Below are 18498 nucleotides of genomic sequence, written 5' to 3' on the forward strand. Positions count from 1 at the left end.
TTACCCGTTCAGCCGAATCCGGGCGATAGCGTAAGGCATCATTGAGAGAACCGTGCGGCCGAGCAACCCCTCTGGGGGCATGTCGCTTGCGATCCTTCCATCCCAAATCTCCCCTTCCCAGGTTTCCGGGGAATCGCTACCGGCGCCAAGCCCGGAAATATCGACCGCAACGTCGTCCGGTGTCAGGTTCGCCAGCCACACGACAGTCCTGCCCGCCGGGGAGCGGCCGGCCAATGCTGCCACCCGTCCTTCGTCAGTAGACGTTGCCGCCACATGCGTGTGGCCAGCCAGTTCGCAAAGGCCTTTCACGGCGTGGAAAATCGGCCGAGGTGCATCTTCTTCAGCCGGTTCACCCGACGAGGCCAGCACGCCGAACGGTCCGGTGAAGCCACAGGGCGTGAGCATCTCCAGCCCCGCCGGTGCGACTCGGGCGGCATAGCCGATCGTCCATGCCGCAGCAAACAGGCCTGTGTGGCGAGGATCCCGGTCGGTCATGGCGATGCGCTGACCGTGCGGATTGGCCTTGGTCGCGCCGCCATAGGGGTTCTGGCGCATGGCGATGGTCGACGGGCCGATCCGGTAGGGCTTTGCCGCGAAGATCGCCCGCGCAGACGCGGTGATAAAAGGCAGCGCCTCCAGCGACTGCATGACGCTGAGATCGTCGGCGGCATGGACGATCGGACAGGTGCAGTGGGTGACGAAATCGAGCAAACCTGCCGGCACACGCTTGCGGTTGAGTTCGGTGAAATAGCTGAACATGCCGCCGCCGAGGCGGATGTCGGGAAAGGCACGCCACGCCGCGGCATAGACGTCCTCGATCGGCGGGCATTGCGGCCACGCGCTGCCAGGCGGCGTCGACTGCCGGTCAACCGAAGGCGAGACGGCAATTGCCGAGAGCCTCAGCCCGGCCTTGCGCACCATGTCGGCGACACCCGAAAGCTCAGTGTCGAGATCGCCCGCGCAGGAGACTACGCATTCGAGGGTTTTCTCGGCCGGATAGGCTGCGGCGAGCCTGGCGTAGGACTGCAAGGCGTCGAGGCCATGGCCACGCGTCGGATCGTAATGGAACATCAGTTGCTGCGGGCCGAGAGCGGACAACATCGGCAGGCTTGCAAGTGCTGCATCGACATCATCCGGGTAGATGATGACGCCGATGTCCGGCAGCGCCGGTCCGGCTTGGCCGAGCTCGACACGGACCGGTTCGTCGCCTGCTGCGGCAGCCGGCATCTTGCCGTCGCCGGTGATGCGCAGGCTGACCGTCTGGCGGACGGGCTGGCTGGCGGGCAGCACATAGGGCCATGGCAGCTCAAGCGGCCGGACATAGGTCTTGTAAGACGCATCCGACCAGTTGCGCTGGTCCTCCATCTCGAACACATCGCCTTCCATCCGGCACTCGGCGGAGACGCCGGCCCGAACCGCATGGGTGATCGCCCGCAAATTCTTCAGGGGCTGCCAGGGGTCGATCAGCAGCGGAAGCTTTGTCGCCACCACGCTGCCGTCGGTGTGCTCGACAGTGACCGGGCTGCCGGCCAGGCCGGCGATCGGATGCAGGATGCAGAAACCGCAGCGATTGGTCTCGAAATCGCTTTCGGGAAGTGCGCTCACGTCGAAGGCCAAACGGCCGTTGGCGGAGCCCTTGATCGTGGCGCGAAAACCGAGCCGGCTTCCGCCCGGTCCGACGCACATTGCCGAATAGCTGACAGTGAAGACGCCGGCGTCCTGGTCGATGACAAGGTCCGTCAGTTCAGGCTCATAAGTACCCCAGTCACGATCCCTGACGATATAGGCGATGGCGCGCAGCACTTCGATGCCACCATGGCGGATGGTGCGCAGGTTGCCGTTGACGAAGTCCGCGGTGATCGCGCCGGCGCGAAGCCTGACCGGTTCGGTTCCAACCGCGTGCGTGCCGTAGAGCAGGAAGGCGTCGGCTGTCATTTCAGCAAGGCGTCGAGTTGTACGGTTTCACGGCTCGCCGCGCTGTCGTAAGCCGCCTCGACCAGCGCAAATGTCTTGAGATTGTCCACGCCCGAGGTGGCGGGCTCGGTGCCGTTCGCAAGGCAATCGACCCAGTGCCGTTGAATGGTGACGACACTTTCCTGGATGTTGTGCCATGGCCGCGATGCCCAGGAGAGCAGCGGCGGTGAGACGTCGCTAACCACCGTTCCGTTCCTGCCGGTGACGGTCAGCCGGTAACCGTGCCCGAGCCGGATCGTGCCGTCGCTGCCGTCGAGTTCGATCAGCGTCTCGGGAAACGGCTCGGTGGCAAGCCTGGTCGCGTAGCTGCAGTCGACCACAGATGTCGCGCCGCCCTTGTGATCCATCAGCATCGTTGCGACATCCTCGCCGGCTATGTCAGGATTGATACGGGCCGTTCGCGCAGTGATCGTCGACACGTCGCCCAGCAGAAAGCGGGCGATGTCGAGGATGTGGATGCCGAGGTCCTCGATGATGAAGCGCTTTCCCGTCGCCAGGTAGGGTTGGCCTGAAAATACGTCATAGCCGGAGCGGAAGGAGATGCGTCCGAAGAAGGGCGTGCCGATGTCGCCGCTATCGAGCACGGCGCGCACCGCCTGGATCGGCGACTGCCAGCGAAAATTCTCGTGCACCATCAACGGCACGCCGGCATCGGCGCAGGCCTTCACCATGGCCTTGGCGTCGGCAAGCGACGGCGCGAGCGGTTTTTGGCAGATCGCCGGAACACGGTGCTGTGCCGCCATTTCGACAAGCGGGCGATGGCTGGGGGCGGTGGTGGCGATATCGACGAAATCCAGATCTTCGCCGGCAAACAATGCGGCCGCGTCAGCATAGCGCCGCGTGATGCCGAACTGGTCACCGACAATCGCTAACCGTTCCGGGTCACGGTCGCAGATGGCGACGATCGAGGCGCCGGCTATATCATGCCAGGCATGCATCTGGTTGACGGCAAAGAAGCCGCAGCCGATCAGCGCTCCATGCAGTTCCGTCATGATCAGCCAGCCTTCGCCATCTGCATCAGCGTCACACGGCTTTGCAGCCGGCGCTGCGCCTGGTCGACGACGACCGCGACGATGATGACGAGGCCCTTGATCACCATCTGCCAGAACGAACTGACGCCCATCATCACCAGCCCGTCGGAGAGGATGCCTATGACGAAGGCGCCGACGATGGTGCCGCCGATCGTGCCGCGGCCGCCCGACATCGAGGTGCCGCCAAGCACCGCCGCCGCGATGGCGTTGAGCTCGAAGCTTTCGCCGGTCGCCGGGTGCGAGGCCATCAGCTCGGACGAGATGATCAGGCCGACGATCGCCGCGCAGAAACCGGAGAACATGTAGACGAACATCTTCACCAAATTGACGCGGACGCCGGAAATGCGCGCCGCCCGTTCGTTGCCGCCAACCGCGAAGATATGACGGCCAAGCGGAGTGTACTTGGCGAGATAGGCGGCACCCAGCGCAACGACGACCAGGATCCAGATCGAGACCGGCAGCCCGAGCAGCCGGCCGGCGCCAAGGAAGCCGAATCCCGTAGTGCCGAGTTCCGGCTTGCCGACGAGGTTGGGGAAGGTGCGGCCATCGGACGACAGCAGCGCCAGGCCGCGCGAGACATAGAGCACGCCGAGCGTGGCGATGAACGGCGCGACGTTCAGCCTGGTGATCAGCAAGCCGTTGACGGCGCCGATCAGTATGCCGACCGCGAGCGTGATCAGCGCGATCTCGAGGACGTTGAAATAGATCGTGTAGCCGATCTGCAGGTCGATGCCGTTGAGCACGAGGTAGCCGGCCACCATGCCGCAGAGGCCGACGATCGAGCCGACCGACAAGTCGATGCCGCCGGTGATGATGACGAAGGTCATGCCCATGGCAAGGAATGCGTTCAGCGCCACATGCTTCGACATCAGGATCAGGTTGGCGGCCGACAGGAAATTCGGCGCGGCGATCGAGAAGAAGACCAGCACGGCGATCAGCGCGATGAACGTCCTGAGCTTCATCAGCGTCAGCAGCAAGGAGCCGCTCGAGGCGGACGCAACGGCCGCCTTGGCCGGGATATCAGTCATGGGCGTTGCTCTCCATCTGCGGGACCGGTCCGTGGCCGAGCGCGGAGGCGGCGACGATGGCAGCCTCCGTCGCCTCGGCGCGGTCGAACATGCCGGTCAATCTTCCATTGCTCATCACCGCGATCCGGTCCGACAGCGCCATCACCTCGTCGAGATCGGAGGTGGCGAACAGAATGCCCAATCCGTCGCGGGAAAGCTTGCGCATGGTGCGGAAGACGTCGGCCTTGGCGCCGACATCGATGCCGCGGCTCGGCTCATCCATCAGCAGCACCTTCGGCCCGGTAAGCAGCGCCTTGCTGATCACCACCTTCTGCTGGTTGCCGCCCGAAAGCGAGGAGACCTCTTGTGCCGGGTCGGCGACTTTGATCGCCAGTTCCCGCACCATGCGTGTTACCGCCTGCTTCTCATCGGTTCCGCGGATGTGGAACAGACGGACGAACCGCGACAGGCTGGCCAGCGTCAGGTTGCTGGCGACGGAGAGGATCGACACCAGCCCTTCGCGCTGGCGATCTTCGGGGATCAGCGCCAGCCCACGCCGGATGCGCCGCGCCGTGTCGCGCTCCCGCACCTGCTTGCCGGCGATGAATATCGTTCCGGTCGAATGGCCGTGACGGCCCATGATGCAGTCGAACAGCTCGCTGCGTCCGGCCCCCATCAGACCGTAGATGCCCAAGATCTCGCCGGCGCGCAGCGACAGCGAGACGTGGTCGACCGCAAGTCCGCCGGTCACGCGCGGCAGACAGATGTCCTCGGCCCGGAATATCTCCTCACCTGGGAGATGGCCGTCGGCCTTGGCGAAGTCCTTGGCGTCCGAGCCGATCATCTGCCGCACGATCCATTGCGTGTCGACGTTTTTCATTTCTTCCTGGCCCGTGATGCGCCCGTCGCGCAGCACGGTGATGTAGTCGCCGATGCGGATCAGCTCCTCGAGCCGATGCGAGATGTAGACGATCGCCACGCCACGCGCCTTGAGGTCGGCAATCACCTTGAACAGGATCTCGACTTCCGCCGCACTCAGCGCCGAGGTCGGTTCGTCCATGATCAGGACGCGGGCATCGAGCGAGACCGCCTTGGCGATCTCGACCAGCTGCTGCTGGCCGATGCGCAGATCCTCGACCAGCATGTCCGGCCGGATGCCGGCTTCCAGGCGTTCGAGAAATTCGGACGCGCGGCGCTCCTGCTCCTTGCGGTCGATCTTGCGGAACCGGTTGGTGATCTCGCGGGTGGCAAAGATGTTTTCGGCGACCGTGAGATTGCCGAACAGGTTCAGCTCCTGGAACACCATGCCAATGCCGCGGTTCACTGCGTCCCCAGATGACGAGAAGGAAACCTCCTCGCCTTCCAGGAGAATCCGGCCGAGCGTCGGCTGTTCGACGCCGGCTATGATCTTCATCAGCGTCGATTTGCCGGCGCCGTTTTCGCCGACCAGCACGTTGACCGCGCCCTTGCGCACCTCGAAATTCGCGCGCTTGACCGCGACGGTGCCCGAATAGACCTTGGAGACATCCTCCAGCTTCAGAATGACGTCATGATCGGTTGCAGCATTCATGGCTTCAGCCCGATCTCGACCTCCGCCGGCGTCACCAGCGGCAGGTCCTGGCCGCTTGCCAGTGTATAGGCGCCTAGAACCTTGACGCTTCGGCCAGCCAGCGCTTCGCGCGGCAGCTTCGAGAGCACGGACTTGTCGGCATAGGCGTTGAATGCCTTGCCGAACTGGGCGAAGTCGATCTGGTTGGTGAAATCGTTGAACTGGACGAAATCGAGGCTGTCGCGCAGGGCGGTTCCCCGCACCGCCGGTCCGATCTGCACCCGCGCATCTGCCTTGCCGTCGCCGTCGACATCGACATCCATCGTCGCCGCGCGCGATTGCGTGTTTTCGGCAACGACCTTGCCTTCCAGGCGAACCGCGAAGGTCCAAGGCGAGTTCGCCTGCTTATTCGGGTTGCCATATTTGGCGCCGGCAGCCGCTGGATCGGTTTTCGCTTGGGCATGAACCTCGGGAAACGGCCCGGCCTTCTGCTGGAGGTAGGGCACGACCTTGGCAGCCCATATCTCCTCGACCTTCTTGTCGGGATTGAAGGCTGCAGCGCTGCCGCCGGTTTCCCCGGACGCCGTCGGCAGGATTTTGCAGCCGGTCACGGCAATGGCGACTGTCACGGCAAGAATCGGCCAAGTCAGCTTGTCAAACATGTCGGCCTGTTCAGCATGGCGTTCAGGAGCATCCGGTAGGATAAAATGGAGGCGAGGGACGAACCCGGGGTTCGCCCCTCGCTGTTCACGTTACGCCGGCTCAGTTCGTCAGCGCAAAAGTCTCCAGCTTGGGAGCATTGTCACCATTGACCAGGACGCAGTCCATCAACTGCTTTTCCTTGGCGGGCGACGTCTTGTTCTTGATGAAGTCGTTGGCCTGCTCGACCGCCATCTGCGCCTGCGCAAAGGCCGGCTGCAGCACCGTCGCCTTGATGCCGCCCGAGGTGATCGAGTCGCGGACGTCGTTCGATCCGTCGAAACCGACGACGATGACGTCCTTGCGGTTTGCCGCCGCAAGCGCCGCATAGGCGCCCATCGCCATCGTGTCGTTGCCAGAGATGACGCCCTTGATGTCCGGATTGGCCTGGAGGATCGATTCCATCTTGGAATAGGCTTCGGTCTGGCTCCAGTTGGCCGATTGCTGTGCGACCATCTTCAGGTCCGGATAGTCGTCGATGACGTCGTGGTAGCCCTTGGAACGGATGCCGGCATTGGTGTCGGATTCCTTGCCGACCAGCTCAACGAAGTTGCCCTTCTCGCCCATCAGCTTGACGAATTCCTGCGCGCCGAGCTGGGCGCCCTGGTAATTGTTGGAGACGATCTGCGCGACGGCGACGCCGGTGGCGTTGATCTCGCGATCGATCAGGAACGAAGGAACGCCGGCGTCCTTGGCCTTCTGCACGGCGGCGACGGTGGCGTCGGCGCCGGCATTGTCGAGGATGATCGCCTTGGCGCCGCGGCCGATCGCCGTGTCGATCAGTTCGGACTGCTTGTTGGCGTCGTCGTCATGGACGAGCACCAGCGCTTCATAACCAAGTTCCTTGGCCTTGGCTTCGGCGCCGACGGCTTCCGCCTTGAAGAACGGATTGTCGTGCGAGGGCGTGATGATGGCGATGAGATCGGCTGCATAGGCGGGTGCGGCCGTGCCAAGTGCCAGCATGCCGGCGAAAGCCGCAAGTGTCATTCTGCGTGTGAGTTTCATGAATTCCTCCCATTTTGAAAAAATGCGCCTTGATCAACTCAGGCACTGTCTGCACTTCAATTCCTCAGGCGGCGCGCCGACCGCGACCGCCAGTTTCAAGAACCATTTGTTGCCGGCTTACCCCTATGCGGATCGCCGAACCCCGGCCCCAGCCCGTCCTCCCGCTCGTCCAGGCCGAATTTCCGCTCGAAGCCTGGGTGGCCCGAGCCCATAAATAGCTAGGCCAACTGGTATAATGAGTCAACCACGAATTCAGATGATCTGTATCTGATGAGCAGCGTTCAGGTGATACGCTGAATGCTCGCGGCAATCTCTTCCGGCTCGAAGACCCGCTTCCAGTCATCGCGCATCAGCACCGGCTTGCCGAACTCTATCGCCTTGTTGCAGGCGTCGGAGAACACGCCCTTGGTTTCGCCGAAGATGACGGCGCCGAGCACGTTCATATGGCCAAGCAGGAAGTCGAGCGCTGCCTGCTTGTCGACGCCGCGCGCGACGACCTCATCGACGGCTTCCTTCATGACGACGAGCAGCGAGGCGCATACTGTTTCCGAAAGGCCCGGCTCGAGCAGCGCCATCTGATCGACGGTGACGCGATGCGAGCGCATCACCGGAGCCCAAATGAGCTTGGCGATCGCCTCGCCCTTGGCGAAGTCCTGCTCCGGTCCCTGCATCAATGCGCTGACGATATGCTGCCTGGCTTTGACGCCGCCGAAATAATCCTTCTTTGCCGCCATGTCGGTTTCGTCGTTGAAGATCGGCGGATGACAGGGATGGGTGACGAAGTAGGTCAGGTCGGGCCGCTTCGGCAGGTGGCCGGCGAACGGCGCTGCCGCGTCGAGCACGACCACCATCGTGCCGGCTACAAGCTTGCTCTCGATGCTCGCCGCGACCTTGCCGATATGGGTGTCGGGAACCGCCAAGATCACCACCTCGGCGTCGCTGAGCGCCTCATCGGCGCCGACCGCCTCTATGCCCAGCCCCAACTTCAGGCGCTCGCGGCCGGCCTCGCTGACCTCGACATGGCGTATCGTGTAGGGGGAGCCGCGAAAGTTGGTCGACAGGCGGTAACCCATTTTCCCGCCGGCACCGAACAAAGCAATCGTTGTCATTTATTCGTTACTCCTGATTTCCAACGACGGCTCTGCCGATCGTCATGATTTGGCAATTTGGTAGATGGGGGAACCTCGCCGTTCATGACGATGTAGTCGGCGATCTGCCCGGCAGCCTTCGCTTCCTTGGCCGAAGCCTCGAACGCCTCTACCATCTGGTGTCGCCAGGTGTTGCCGTAATAGGCGTTGGCGAGCGCGATCACCGGCGCGTCCGGAGACGCCATCGCCGGCAGCACGCTTGCCAGCGCGGCGCTGGCAAGCGCCGCCACAGTTACAAATCTCATGATATTCCTCCCAAAAGACACGATCGGCTTGGCTTGCCACCCGAGCACCGCGCAAACCCAGAGGAACACGCTATGTCAGGTACATATTATACCAGCATACCAAATAGGCAAGCGCGAGATTCCACTCGAAGATGCCTTGCGTGAGTAGCGCGACGCGAGAAACATCTGAAACGAGCGGCGGGCTTTGCGAGACGGATCCGCAAAAGCGCCAAAAATCCAGCGGATCCTGCATCTCCAGGCCACGCGTTTGCGGAACGGCCGGCCAAGGTCCGGAGGAACCTGAGCAATCTGCCAAGCCTTGAAACTATGGGGTGGGAAAGAGACTGTTTGGTGGAGCCAATCGGAATCGAACCGACGACCTCTTGAATGCCATTCAAGCGCTCTCCCAACTGAGCTATGGCCCCACTCCCGGCAGTCAGCCGGCGCCGTTGCCGGCGAAGAGATCCGGCGCGGGTTGAGACCGCGCCGTTAGTGCAGGCGGCTTCTAACCCCGCCATTCGTCAATATCAAGCCTTCAAAGGCCGCTTTTTCGTCACAGGCGGCGAAAGCCGGCAAGCGCTTGCGCCCGAAGCCGGATCAGACTTCGTCGTCGTCATCGCCAACGCCGATCATGTCGGCGACATCGTCGTCTTCTTCCTCTTCGTCAGCGAGGAAAGTGTCGTCCTCGTCGTCGCCGAGTTCCACGTCGTCCTCGTCATCGCCAAGATCGGGAAGATCGTCGCCTTTGGCCTCCTCGTCAGCCTCTTCGAGCGAGACGACCTCGGCGCCTTCTTCCTCCTCGGCGTCTGTTTCCTTCTCGGCGACTTCCTCTTCCTCCTCGAGGGCAGCGATCTTGCCTTCCTCGAAATAGGAGCGTGGATAGCTCTTGCCGGTGTAAGGCGAGACGATCGGGTCCTTGTTCAGGTCATAGAATTTTCGACCCGTCTCGGGGTCGATGCGTTTGGTGCCAAGTTCGGGTTTTGCCACAGCAAGCCTCGTCGATAAAACTTTGGTCCCCATAACCACAGTTTACGGCGCTGTCAAAGCCTAATGCCAGCGTCACAAATTGGTGCGTTGAGCGGCTTCTCGCAAGGGGATGACCATTTCGGTCCGTCATGATACGAGACCGCCCAAGCCAAAAGAAAATGCCGGCAAACGGCGTTTTCATCCAGGGAAAAACCATGTCGCATACTGCCGCCCCAAAACCGGCCACCGCCCGCAAATCGCCAGCACTTTCCGGCGCCGCACGAGTGCCGGGCGACAAGTCGATCTCGCACCGCTCCTTCATGTTCGGCGGCCTCGCCTCCGGCGAAACCCGCATCACCGGGCTGCTGGAGGGGGAGGATGTGATGCGCACCGGCGCCGCCATGAAGGCGATGGGCGCGCATATGGAAAAGCGCGGGGCCGAATGGGTGATCCGCGGCACCGGCAACGGCGCGCTGCTGCAGCCGGAAGGCCCGCTTGATTTCGGCAATGCCGGCACCGGCTCGCGCCTGACCATGGGCCTGGTCGGTACCTATGACATGGAAACGACCTTCATCGGCGACGCCTCTTTGTCCGGCCGGCCGATGGGCCGCGTGCTCGAACCGCTGCGCCAGATGGGCGTGCAGGTGCTGAAGGCGACGCCCGGCGACCGCATGCCGATCACGCTGCGTGGCCCCAAGCACGCCGCACCGATCACCTACCGCGTGCCGATGGCCTCGGCGCAGGTAAAATCGGCAGTGTTGCTCGCGGGGCTGAACACGCCGGGCGTCACCACCGTCGTCGAACCGGTGATGACGCGCGACCACACCGAAAAGATGCTCAGGGGATTTGGCGCCAATCTGTCGGTCGAGACCGACGAGCGCGGCGTGCGCCACATCTTCATCGAGGGCCAGGGCAAACTCACCGGTCAGACCATCGCGGTGCCAGGCGACCCTTCCTCGGCCGGTTTCCCGCTGGTGGCGGCGCTAATCGTGCCGGGCTCCGACATTACAATCCAAAACGTGCTGATGAACCCGACTCGCACCGGTCTTCTCTTGACACTGCAGGAAATGGGCGGCCGGATCGACGTCCTCAATCCACGCAGTGAAGGCGGCGAGGATGTCGCCGATCTGCGCGTGCGCTATTCCGAGCTGACGGGCGTCACCGTGCCGCCAGAGCGGGCGCCGACGATGATCGACGAGTATCCAGTGCTTGCGGTCGCGGCGAGCTTCGCCGAGGGCGAAACACTGATGCAGGGGCTGGAAGAATTGCGCGTGAAGGAATCCGACCGGCTGTCGGCGGTGGCAAACGGGCTGAAGCTCAATGGGGTTGATTGCACCGAGGGCGAAGCCACACTGGCCGTGCGCGGAAAACCGGGCGGCAAGGGACTGGGCCAGCACCCCAATGGACAGAGCACAATCGTCCAGACCCATCTCGACCATCGCATCGCCATGAGTTTTCTGGTGATGGGACTGGCAACGGAAAAGCCTGTCACCATCGACGACCAGGCGATGATTGCGACGAGCTTTCCCGAATTCATGGGGCTGATGAAGGGGCTGGGCGCGGAGATCGAGTGACAGCCGATGGCAATCACAAACCTTGGAGATTGGGGCCAAACTGGAACGTCGGAGGGACAGCGCCCCCCTCTGCCCTGCCGGGCATCTCCCCCACTAGGAGGGAGATTGGCCGTCATTACTGCTTTCGCCAACCTCCAACATTGCGGGAATCAGCGGAGCGCTGAAGCTGCCAATCTCCCCCCTTGTGGGGGAGATGTCCGGCAGCACAGAGGGGGGCGCGAAGGATCGCTACACCTGTCTGGACCGCTGCGCTGTTCGATCTCGGTTATGGTGGTCGGCCGATGACACACGTCTTCACCATAGCCATCGATGGCCCCGCCGGCGCCGGCAAGGGCACGCTGGCGCGGCGGCTGGCCGACCATTACCGGCTGAACCTGCTCGACACCGGCCTCGCCTATCGCGCGGTGGCCTACGCGCTGCTTCAGCTCGGCCTGCCGCTCGATAATGTCTCGGCGGCCGAAACCGCAGCCCGACAGGTTGACCTGGCAAAGCTCGACCGGTCGGTGCTGTCGGCGCATGCTATCGGCGAGGCGGCCTCGAAAGTGGCGGTGATCCCGACCGTGCGGCGCATACTGGTCGAAAAGCAGCGTGAATTCGCCAAGGCGCCGCCTGGCGCCGTGCTCGACGGCCGCGACATCGGCACCGTCGTCTGTCCGGACGCCGACATAAAACTCTATGTGACGGCGAGCGCCGAGGTGCGGGCGAAACGCCGACTGGACGAAATCGAAAGCATCGGCGGCACCGCAAATTTCGACGAAATCCTTGCCGATATCGTGCGTCGCGACGAGCGCGACATGGGCAGGGCCTCCTCGCCCTTGAAGCCGGCCGCCGACGCGCACTTGCTCGACACGTCGGAAATGGCTATAGAAGCCGCGTTCCTGGCGGCCAAGACGATCATCGACGACGTTCTGGCCAAAAGAAACAAAGCCTGAGCCGGGTTTCTCTCCCGCTGCCGATTGCCGGCGACGAAAAGATACCCATATCGGGCGGTAATCAGCCTGCCAGCATTCTTCATGCGCCGGAATTGCCGCTCAGGCGGCCAAGGGCTTTTGCAGCCCGGAACGCCGGCAGGCCAACGCAACGCTAACCCACGGCGCCCGCCCCGCGACAGATGCGGGGCATTCCAGGAGAAACTATGTCAGCTGCAAATCCCACTCGCGATGATTTCGCGAGCCTGCTCGAAGAATCATTTACCGCCGGCCACTCCGGCGAGGGCCAGGTCGTCAAGGGCACGATCACCGCGATCGAAAAGGACATGGCCATCATCGATGTCGGCCTCAAGGTCGAAGGCCGCGTGCCGCTGAAGGAATTCGGCGTCAAGGGCAAGGATACGACGCTCAAGGTCGGCGACACGGTCGAGGTCTATGTCGAGCGCATCGAGAACGCGCTTGGCGAAGCGATGCTGTCGCGTGAAAAGGCCCGCCGCGAAGAGAGCTGGGTCCGTCTCGAAGAAAAGTTCACCAAGGGTGAGCGCGTCGAAGGCGTCATCTTCAACCAGGTCAAGGGTGGCTTCACCGTCGACCTCGACGGCGCCGTGGCGTTCCTGCCGCGCAGCCAGGTCGATATCCGCCCGATCCGCGACGTTTCCCCACTGATGCACAACCCGCAGCCGTTCGAGATCCTCAAGATGGATCGCCGCCGCGGCAATATCGTGGTGTCGCGCCGCACCGTGCTCGAGGAAAGCCGCGCCGAACAGCGTTCGGAAATCGTGCAGAACCTCGAAGAAGGCCAGGTGGTCGAAGGCGTCGTCAAGAACATCACCGACTATGGTGCGTTCGTCGACCTCGGCGGCATCGACGGCCTGCTGCATGTCACCGACATGGCATGGCGCCGCGTCAACCATCCGACCGAGATCCTCAACATCGGCCAGACGGTCAAGGTGCAGATCATCCGCATCAACCAGGAAACCCACCGCATCTCGCTCGGCATGAAGCAGCTCGAGAGCGATCCGTGGTCCGAGATCGGCACCAAGTTTCCGATCGGCAAGAAGATCAAGGGCACCGTCACCAACATCACCGACTACGGCGCGTTCGTCGAGCTGGAGCCGGGCATCGAGGGCCTCATCCACGTTTCGGAAATGTCGTGGACGAAGAAGAACGTGCATCCCGGCAAGATCCTGTCGACGACGCAGGAAGTCGACGTGGTGGTGCTCGAGGTCGATCCGGCCAAGCGCCGCATCTCGCTCGGCCTCAAGCAGACGCTGGAGAACCCGTGGGAAGCCTTCGCGCGCAGCCATCCGGTCGGCAGCCAGGTCGAGGGCGAGGTCAAGAACAAGACCGAGTTCGGCCTGTTCATCGGCCTCGAGGGCGATGTCGACGGCATGGTCCATCTTTCCGATCTCGACTGGACCCGTCCGGGCGAGCAGGTGATCGAGGAGTACAATCGCGGCGACATGGTCAAGGCGCAGGTGCTCGACGTCGACATCGAGAAAGAACGCATCTCGCTCGGCATCAAGCAGCTGGCCAAGGACACGGTCGGCGAAGCGGCGACTTCAGGCGAACTGCGCAAGAACGCCGTCGTCACCTGCGAAGTCACCGGCGTCAAGGATGGCGGCCTGGAAGTGCAGCTGGTCGACAGCGGCATCGAGACCTTCATCAAGCGCTCCGACCTCAGCCGTGACCGCGACGAGCAACGCCCCGAGCGCTTCACCGTCGGCCAGAAAGTCGACGCCCGCGTCATCGCCTTCGACAAGAAGACCCGCAAGCTGCAGGTCTCGATCAAGGCGCTGGAAATCGCCGAGGAGAAGGAAGCGGTGGCTCAATACGGCTCGACCGACTCCGGCGCTTCGCTGGGCGACATCCTGGGTGCCGCGCTGAAGAAGCAGGGCAACTAGACAACTAAGAACAACACGCCGCGCCTTGCGCGCGGTCGCTAAGTTCAAAAACCCCGCCGGAGCGATCCGGCGGGGTTTTTTGATGTTCAGGCCCGCCCATAAAGCGGCACCAGCGTGCCGCTCATCGCCTGATTGGCGGGCGAGGCGAGATAGGCGATTGCCTCGGCAGCCGCTTCGAGGCTGACCCATTTGCTGAAATCGGCATTGGGCATATCGGCCCGGTTGGCGGGCGTGTCGAGTGTCGACGGCGCCACTGCATTGACCAGGATGCCCTTGCCCTTCAGCTCTTCGGCCATCGCCACCGTCATTGCCGCGACCGCAGCCTTGCTTGCCGCGTAGGCGACCATGCCGGAACCGCGCCGTGCGTCGAGGCCGGCGCGCGCCGTGACATTGACGATGCGGCCCGCCACGGAAGATGCCAGCATCGAACGCACCGCCGCGCGGCAGCACAGGAAAGTCGTGCGGGCATTGGTGTCCATCATTTCGGCAAAGGAGGCGGGTTCGATCTTCTCGACCGGCGCACCGGTGAAGCCGCCGGCCAGATGGATGGATGCCCACAGATCCGGAACGCTGGCGTAGAACGCATCGACCTTGGCGGGGTCGGCGAGATCGACGTTGTGCGCCAGCCTGACGCGGTCATGCGCCGGGAAAGGAAAATGCGAAGGCGCGGCAGCATGGGCATTGGGCACATGGCAGATCGCGCCCTGCTCCAGCAGTTTTCCCACAACCGCGCCGCCCAGCGCTCCAGTGCCGCCGGTCACCACGATATGCCTGCCGTCCAGTGTATTTGTCATCTTCCGACTGCTCCGGTGATCATGCGCGCCGCCGCCGCCGAAACTCGCGCCTTTCGCGCCGTCACTCAACAGAAATCTCGATGACGTTGGGTCGCTTTTGTCGCCTCAGCTCGTCGGCCAGCCTTGGTGGGCCGCATCCTGGGGCGGATGCCCACGGCATTCAATCGACAGTGATTTCGATGACGTGCGGCAGTCCGGTTGCCCGCGCGCGCTTGAGTGCGTCCGCCAGACCGCCAATACCAGCAAGCCGGTCCGCGGCAATGCCGTAGGCTTCGGCCAGCTTACAGAAATCCGGCGGCGCCGGCGACACGCCGACCGGCTCGACACCAGCGTCGAGCATCGACGTTTCGATCTCGCGGTAGCCGCGGTTGTTCCAGACGACGAAGATCACCGGCGCCGCGGCGTCGAGCGCAGCGCCCAGTTCCGGCAAGGTGAACTGGAAGCCGCCGTCGCCGGTGAGACAAACGACCGGTGCATCGGGCACGGCAAGGGCGGCACCGATCGCCGCGGGCGGGCCGTAGCCCAGCGCGCCGAAGCCGGTGGCAGCGTTGAACCAGCCGCCCGGCCGGTCATGATCGTAGTAGAGGTTAGCGGCGTAGACCGGCTGCGTCGAATCGCCGACGATGATCGAGCCGGGCAGTGCATCGCGGATCGCCTCGACGGCGCGCATCTGCGCCTGGATGGCCGGGCCAATTGCGGCAAAAGCTGCCTCGCGTGTCGCCGCGGCGCGGGCCGGGCCGTCGGCCGATGACGCTTGGCCCTTGCCGATTTCGGCAAGCAGCGCGTCGAGCGCGGCACGGCAATCGGCCCGGATGGAAATCCTGGCCGGTCGGCGGGCAAGCTGGTCGGCGCCGATGTCGATGCGGATCAGATTGGCTGGCAAGACGAAGCTGTCGTCGCCATACATATCATAGTCGGTCGGACCGAATTCGGTGCCGGCGGCGATGACAAGGTCGGCGTCGGCCATCAGCGCCTGTACCGGCGTCAGGCTGGGGCTCGCCGGCACGCCAAGCGGGTGCGAAAACATCAGGCCACGGCCGTTGGCGGTGGTGACGACCGGCGCGCCCAGCCTCTCGGCCAGGCGCTGCAACGGCGCTTCGGCTCGCTTGGCGCCGCCGCCGGCAAGGATGAGTGGACGGCGGGCAGCAACGCAAAGCCTTGCCGCCTCCGTTATCGCCGCCGCGTCCGGCTCCGGCGGCCCGGCGTTTGCCGGCATGGCAGAAATACCGTCGGCCGGATTGACCATGATGTCGGTCGGAATCTCGATATGGACCGGACCGGGGCGCGAAGATGAAAACAGCGCAAAGGCGCGGGCGAGCACGCCGGGCAGCTCACCGGCCTCGGTGACACGGTACGAAAACAGCGCGACCTTCTCCATCATGCCGCGCTGGTCGGGCAGTTCGTGCAGGTGGCCGAGGCCCTTGCCCAGCGTCGCTGTGGCATTGACGCCGGAGACCACCAGCATCGGCACCGAATCGGCGCGCGCCTGGCCCATCGCGGTGATGGTGTTGGTCAGCCCCGGCCCGGTGATGACGAAGGCCACGCCCGGCCTGCCGCTGGCGCGCGCATAGCCGTCGGCCATGAAGCCGGCGCCCTGCTCATGGCGCGGCGTGACATGGCGGATCTTCGACCGTGCCAGCCCGCGATAGAGTTCGACAGTATGCACACCGGGAATACCGAAGACGGTGTCGACGCCATGGGCTTCGAGCAAGGTGATGAGCGCTTCGCCTACTGTCGTCATTGTCTAGAGCGCCTCTGGCTTAAATCAAACAGTTCTGTTTCCGGGCGGCGAGACGATTCAGGTCAAAAGGCTCTAAGCACCGGTCTTGTGAGGCAGGTCGGACCGCCTTCGCAGGCGATGCATAGCGCATCCGCCTCGAAGGTCTCGACCATGCAGTCGGCTGCTTCCATGGCAGCCGCGGTTTTCGGAAACCCGGCGACGGCGATTACCTGGCGCGGTGAGGTCGGCAGCACGTTGAGGCTGAGGCCCTTGGAGGCAAAGAATTCGTCGGCGTCGCCTTCGACCAGGCGAATGCCGCGTGCGCGCAGCATCTGGTAGAAGGCGGCCGGCAGAAGCGGCGCGTAGATTAGTGCCAGGTCGTCGGCGAGCGGGCTGATCACCGACATCAGGTGCAGGCAGGCTTCCTCTCCATGCCAGAGCGGCAGGTCGAAGCCATAGACCTGAATGCCCTTCGGCGTGAGCAGGTTCGAAAGCTGCTGGATCCCCTCCTGGTTGGTGCGCACGCCGCGTCCGACGGCCAGCGTCCTTGAGTCCACCCATACGCAGTCGCCACCCTCGACCTGGCCGGGGTGCTCGATGCGGCCGAGGACGGGCACACCCATACGCCTGTAGGCCGTCTCGTGCAGGCTGGGTTCGGCCCGGCGCAGCGCCTTGCCCATGGCAAGAATGATGGCGCCATGGTCGGTCATCAGCGACGGATCGTGGGTAAAGACGGAATCGGCAAGCCCGTCATCGGCGTCGGTCAGCCATTCGATCTCGGCGCCGGCCCGTGCGACCAGCTTCGTCAGTTCGTCATGCTGGGCGGCGGCCTTTTGCGGATCGAAACCCGGACCATAGTGCCACTCCGATGCCTTGGCGTCGCGCATGGCGCTGGCAGCAGAACGCATCAGCACGCGCTGCAGCGGCCCAGCCATCGATTGCGACCCGTATGCTTTGCCCACCAAATTCTCCGCGACACGCCCCTTGCCTGCCAATAGCCACTCAGCAAGCCGTGATCAATGGTCCAAAAACCGTAGTTGACGGAGGCAAGCCGAACGGTCCATCTTGAGAATGAGAACTCTGTCCAGTGACGGTTAATGGGTAAAAGATTTCAGCAGCGACGGGTCCGGCCGCTCCGCGAGGCACCGAAAAGGTGACGGCGCAAGGCACGGAACCTGCTGTGAAACACACGGCGCAGAACGGCGCCGCCGAAGCCATCCATGTCGAGAACCTGCACAAGAAATTCGGCAAACTGCACGTGCTGAAGGGTGTCTCGCTGTCGGCGCGCGACGGCGAGGTGATCGCCATCATCGGCGGCAGCGGCTCCGGCAAGTCGACCTTGCTACGCTGCATCAACTGCCTGGAGAACCCGACCAGCGGCATCATTCGCGTCAATGGCGAAGAGATCAAGCTGAAGGCCGACAGCCACGGCCATACGGTTCCCGCCGACCGCAAGCAGATCGAACGCATCCGCTCCAAGCTCGGCATGGTGTTCCAGAATTTCAACCTGTGGAGCCACATGACGCTGATCGAGAACGTGATCGAGGTTCCGGTACACGTGCTCGGCGTCAAGCGCGACGAGGCGATCGCCCAGGCTGAAAAGCTGCTCGCCCGCGTTGGCCTGGCCGAAAAGCGCGACGTCTATCCGGCCTATCTGTCGGGCGGCCAGCAACAACGCGCTGCGATCGCCCGGGCGCTGGCCATCCATCCGCGTGTCATGCTGTTCGACGAGCCGACCTCGGCGCTCGACCCTGAGCTGGTCGGCGAAGTGCTGAAGGTGATCGGCGATCTGGCGCGCGAAGGCCGCACCATGGTGCTGGTCACCCACGAGATGAAGTTCGCCCGCGAGGTCGCGACGCATGTCGTCTATCTCTACAACGGGCTGGTCGAGGAAGAGGGGCCGCCGGAACAGATCTTCGGCACCCCCAAATCCGAAAGGCTCAAGCAATTCATCCGCAACATCGGCTAGGCCGG

The 18498-nt window shown here is 63.6% G+C and carries 15 protein-coding genes, 1 tRNA gene and 1 pseudogene; 4 read left to right on the forward strand and 13 right to left on the reverse strand.

The annotated features are described in order from the left end of the window. From EN859_RS13915 to EN859_RS13960, 10 genes and pseudogenes are all read right to left on the reverse strand, one after another. A complete protein-coding gene (locus EN859_RS13915; RefSeq protein ID WP_127853527.1) occupies nt 1–1935 on the reverse strand; it encodes a hypothetical protein in 1935 nt (644 codons plus the stop codon). Then, nucleotides 1932–2966, reverse strand: coding sequence for a Gfo/Idh/MocA family oxidoreductase (locus tag EN859_RS13920; protein WP_127853526.1), 1035 nt, complete (start codon nt 2964–2966; stop codon nt 1932–1934). The genes EN859_RS13915 and EN859_RS13920 overlap by 4 nt, the downstream gene beginning before the upstream one ends. A gap of 2 nt (nt 2967–2968) precedes the next feature. Next, a complete protein-coding gene (locus EN859_RS13925) occupies nt 2969–4033 on the reverse strand; it encodes an ABC transporter permease (protein WP_127853525.1) in 1065 nt (354 codons plus the stop codon). Next, entirely contained in the window at nt 4026–5582 is a 1557-nt protein-coding gene (locus EN859_RS13930) for a sugar ABC transporter ATP-binding protein (RefSeq protein WP_127853524.1), read from the reverse strand. The genes EN859_RS13925 and EN859_RS13930 overlap by 8 nt, the downstream gene beginning before the upstream one ends. Beyond that, on the reverse strand, nt 5579–6223 hold the full coding sequence (locus EN859_RS13935) for a DUF2291 family protein (RefSeq protein ID WP_127853523.1): 645 nt from the start codon (nt 6221–6223) through the stop codon (nt 5579–5581). Before EN859_RS13935 ends, EN859_RS13930 begins: the two co-directional genes overlap by 4 nt. 100 nt (nt 6224–6323) lie before the next feature. Then, nucleotides 6324–7265 carry a D-ribose ABC transporter substrate-binding protein gene (locus EN859_RS13940; protein ID WP_127853522.1) on the reverse strand — a complete coding sequence of 314 codons (942 nt, stop codon included), beginning with the start codon at nt 7263–7265 and terminating at the stop codon, nt 6324–6326. A 281-nt stretch (nt 7266–7546) separates the two neighbouring features. Further along, nucleotides 7547–8374: a phosphogluconate dehydrogenase C-terminal domain-containing protein gene (locus EN859_RS13945; protein WP_127853521.1), complete on the reverse strand. Its 828-nt coding sequence runs from the start codon at nt 8372–8374 to the stop codon at nt 7547–7549. A 74-nt stretch (nt 8375–8448) separates the two neighbouring features. Then, nucleotides 8449–8658: pseudogene (locus EN859_RS13950) on the reverse strand (sugar ABC transporter substrate-binding protein); the annotation flags it as partial. A gap of 328 nt (nt 8659–8986) precedes the next feature. Continuing rightward, nucleotides 8987–9062, reverse strand: a tRNA-Ala gene (locus EN859_RS13955). 172 nt (nt 9063–9234) lie between these two features. Further along, nucleotides 9235–9624 carry a TIGR02300 family protein gene (locus EN859_RS13960; protein ID WP_127853520.1) on the reverse strand — a complete coding sequence of 130 codons (390 nt, stop codon included), beginning with the start codon at nt 9622–9624 and terminating at the stop codon, nt 9235–9237. 194 nt (nt 9625–9818) lie between these two features. Here EN859_RS13960 and aroA point away from each other — a divergent pair, with 194 nt between their 5' ends. The 3 genes from aroA (at nt 9819) to rpsA (ending at nt 14010) form a co-directional block, all read left to right on the forward strand. Then, nucleotides 9819–11177 (forward strand): 3-phosphoshikimate 1-carboxyvinyltransferase, encoded by a 1359-nt coding sequence (aroA, locus tag EN859_RS13965; RefSeq protein ID WP_127853519.1) that lies wholly within the window; start codon nt 9819–9821, stop codon nt 11175–11177. Between the two features lie 281 nt (nt 11178–11458). Continuing rightward, nucleotides 11459–12109, forward strand: coding sequence for a (d)CMP kinase (gene cmk, locus EN859_RS13975; protein ID WP_127853518.1), 651 nt, complete (start codon nt 11459–11461; stop codon nt 12107–12109). Nucleotides 12110–12312: 203 nt separating this feature from the next. Next, a complete protein-coding gene (gene rpsA, locus EN859_RS13980; protein WP_127853517.1) occupies nt 12313–14010 on the forward strand; it encodes a 30S ribosomal protein S1 in 1698 nt (565 codons plus the stop codon). Between the two features lie 86 nt (nt 14011–14096). Here rpsA and EN859_RS13985 read toward each other — a convergent pair whose 3' ends face one another. The 3 genes from EN859_RS13985 to EN859_RS13995 all read right to left on the reverse strand — a co-directional run bounded on the left by EN859_RS13985 (nt 14097) and on the right by EN859_RS13995 (nt 17459). Then, entirely contained in the window at nt 14097–14804 is a 708-nt protein-coding gene (locus EN859_RS13985; protein WP_127853516.1) for an SDR family NAD(P)-dependent oxidoreductase, read from the reverse strand. A 160-nt stretch (nt 14805–14964) separates the two neighbouring features. Next, entirely contained in the window at nt 14965–16545 is a 1581-nt protein-coding gene (locus EN859_RS13990; RefSeq protein ID WP_127853515.1) for a 5-guanidino-2-oxopentanoate decarboxylase, read from the reverse strand. A 62-nt stretch (nt 16546–16607) separates the two neighbouring features. Beyond that, the gene (locus tag EN859_RS13995; RefSeq protein ID WP_127853594.1) at nt 16608–17459 is read right to left on the reverse strand and encodes an arginine deiminase family protein; all 852 of its coding nucleotides are present in this window, start codon (nt 17457–17459) and stop codon (nt 16608–16610) included. Between the two features lie 245 nt (nt 17460–17704). Between EN859_RS13995 and EN859_RS14000 the strand changes: the two genes are divergently transcribed. Continuing rightward, a complete protein-coding gene (locus tag EN859_RS14000; RefSeq protein ID WP_189501951.1) occupies nt 17705–18493 on the forward strand; it encodes an ABC transporter ATP-binding protein in 789 nt (262 codons plus the stop codon). The last annotated feature ends 5 nt before the right edge of the window (nt 18494–18498 follow it).

The sequence above is a fragment of the Mesorhizobium sp. M00.F.Ca.ET.216.01.1.1 genome (assembly GCF_004010325.2).
In the GTDB taxonomy this organism is placed as follows: Bacteria; Pseudomonadota; Alphaproteobacteria; order Rhizobiales; family Rhizobiaceae; genus Mesorhizobium.

Bases quoted from the DNA above. Each gene is read 5' to 3' on its own strand.
- EN859_RS13915 (WP_127853527.1), bottom strand. From the start codon at position 1,935: ATGACAGCCGACGCCTTCCTGCTCTACGGCACGCACGCGGTTGGAACC.
- EN859_RS13920 (WP_127853526.1), bottom strand. From the start codon at position 2,966: ATGACGGAACTGCATGGAGCGCTGATCGGCTGCGGCTTCTTTGCCGTC.
- EN859_RS13925 (WP_127853525.1), bottom strand. From the start codon at position 4,033: ATGACTGATATCCCGGCCAAGGCGGCCGTTGCGTCCGCCTCGAGCGGC.
- EN859_RS13930 (WP_127853524.1), bottom strand. From the start codon at position 5,582: ATGAATGCTGCAACCGATCATGACGTCATTCTGAAGCTGGAGGATGTC.
- EN859_RS13935 (WP_127853523.1), bottom strand. From the start codon at position 6,223: ATGTTTGACAAGCTGACTTGGCCGATTCTTGCCGTGACAGTCGCCATT.
- EN859_RS13940 (WP_127853522.1), bottom strand. From the start codon at position 7,265: ATGAAACTCACACGCAGAATGACACTTGCGGCTTTCGCCGGCATGCTG.
- EN859_RS13945 (WP_127853521.1), bottom strand. From the start codon at position 8,374: ATGACAACGATTGCTTTGTTCGGTGCCGGCGGGAAAATGGGTTACCGC.
- aroA (WP_127853519.1), top strand. From the start codon at position 9,819: ATGTCGCATACTGCCGCCCCAAAACCGGCCACCGCCCGCAAATCGCCA.
- cmk (WP_127853518.1), top strand. From the start codon at position 11,459: ATGACACACGTCTTCACCATAGCCATCGATGGCCCCGCCGGCGCCGGC.
- rpsA (WP_127853517.1), top strand. From the start codon at position 12,313: ATGTCAGCTGCAAATCCCACTCGCGATGATTTCGCGAGCCTGCTCGAA.
- EN859_RS13985 (WP_127853516.1), bottom strand. From the start codon at position 14,804: ATGACAAATACACTGGACGGCAGGCATATCGTGGTGACCGGCGGCACT.
- EN859_RS13990 (WP_127853515.1), bottom strand. From the start codon at position 16,545: ATGACGACAGTAGGCGAAGCGCTCATCACCTTGCTCGAAGCCCATGGC.
- EN859_RS13995 (WP_127853594.1), bottom strand. From the start codon at position 17,459: ATGGCTGGGCCGCTGCAGCGCGTGCTGATGCGTTCTGCTGCCAGCGCC.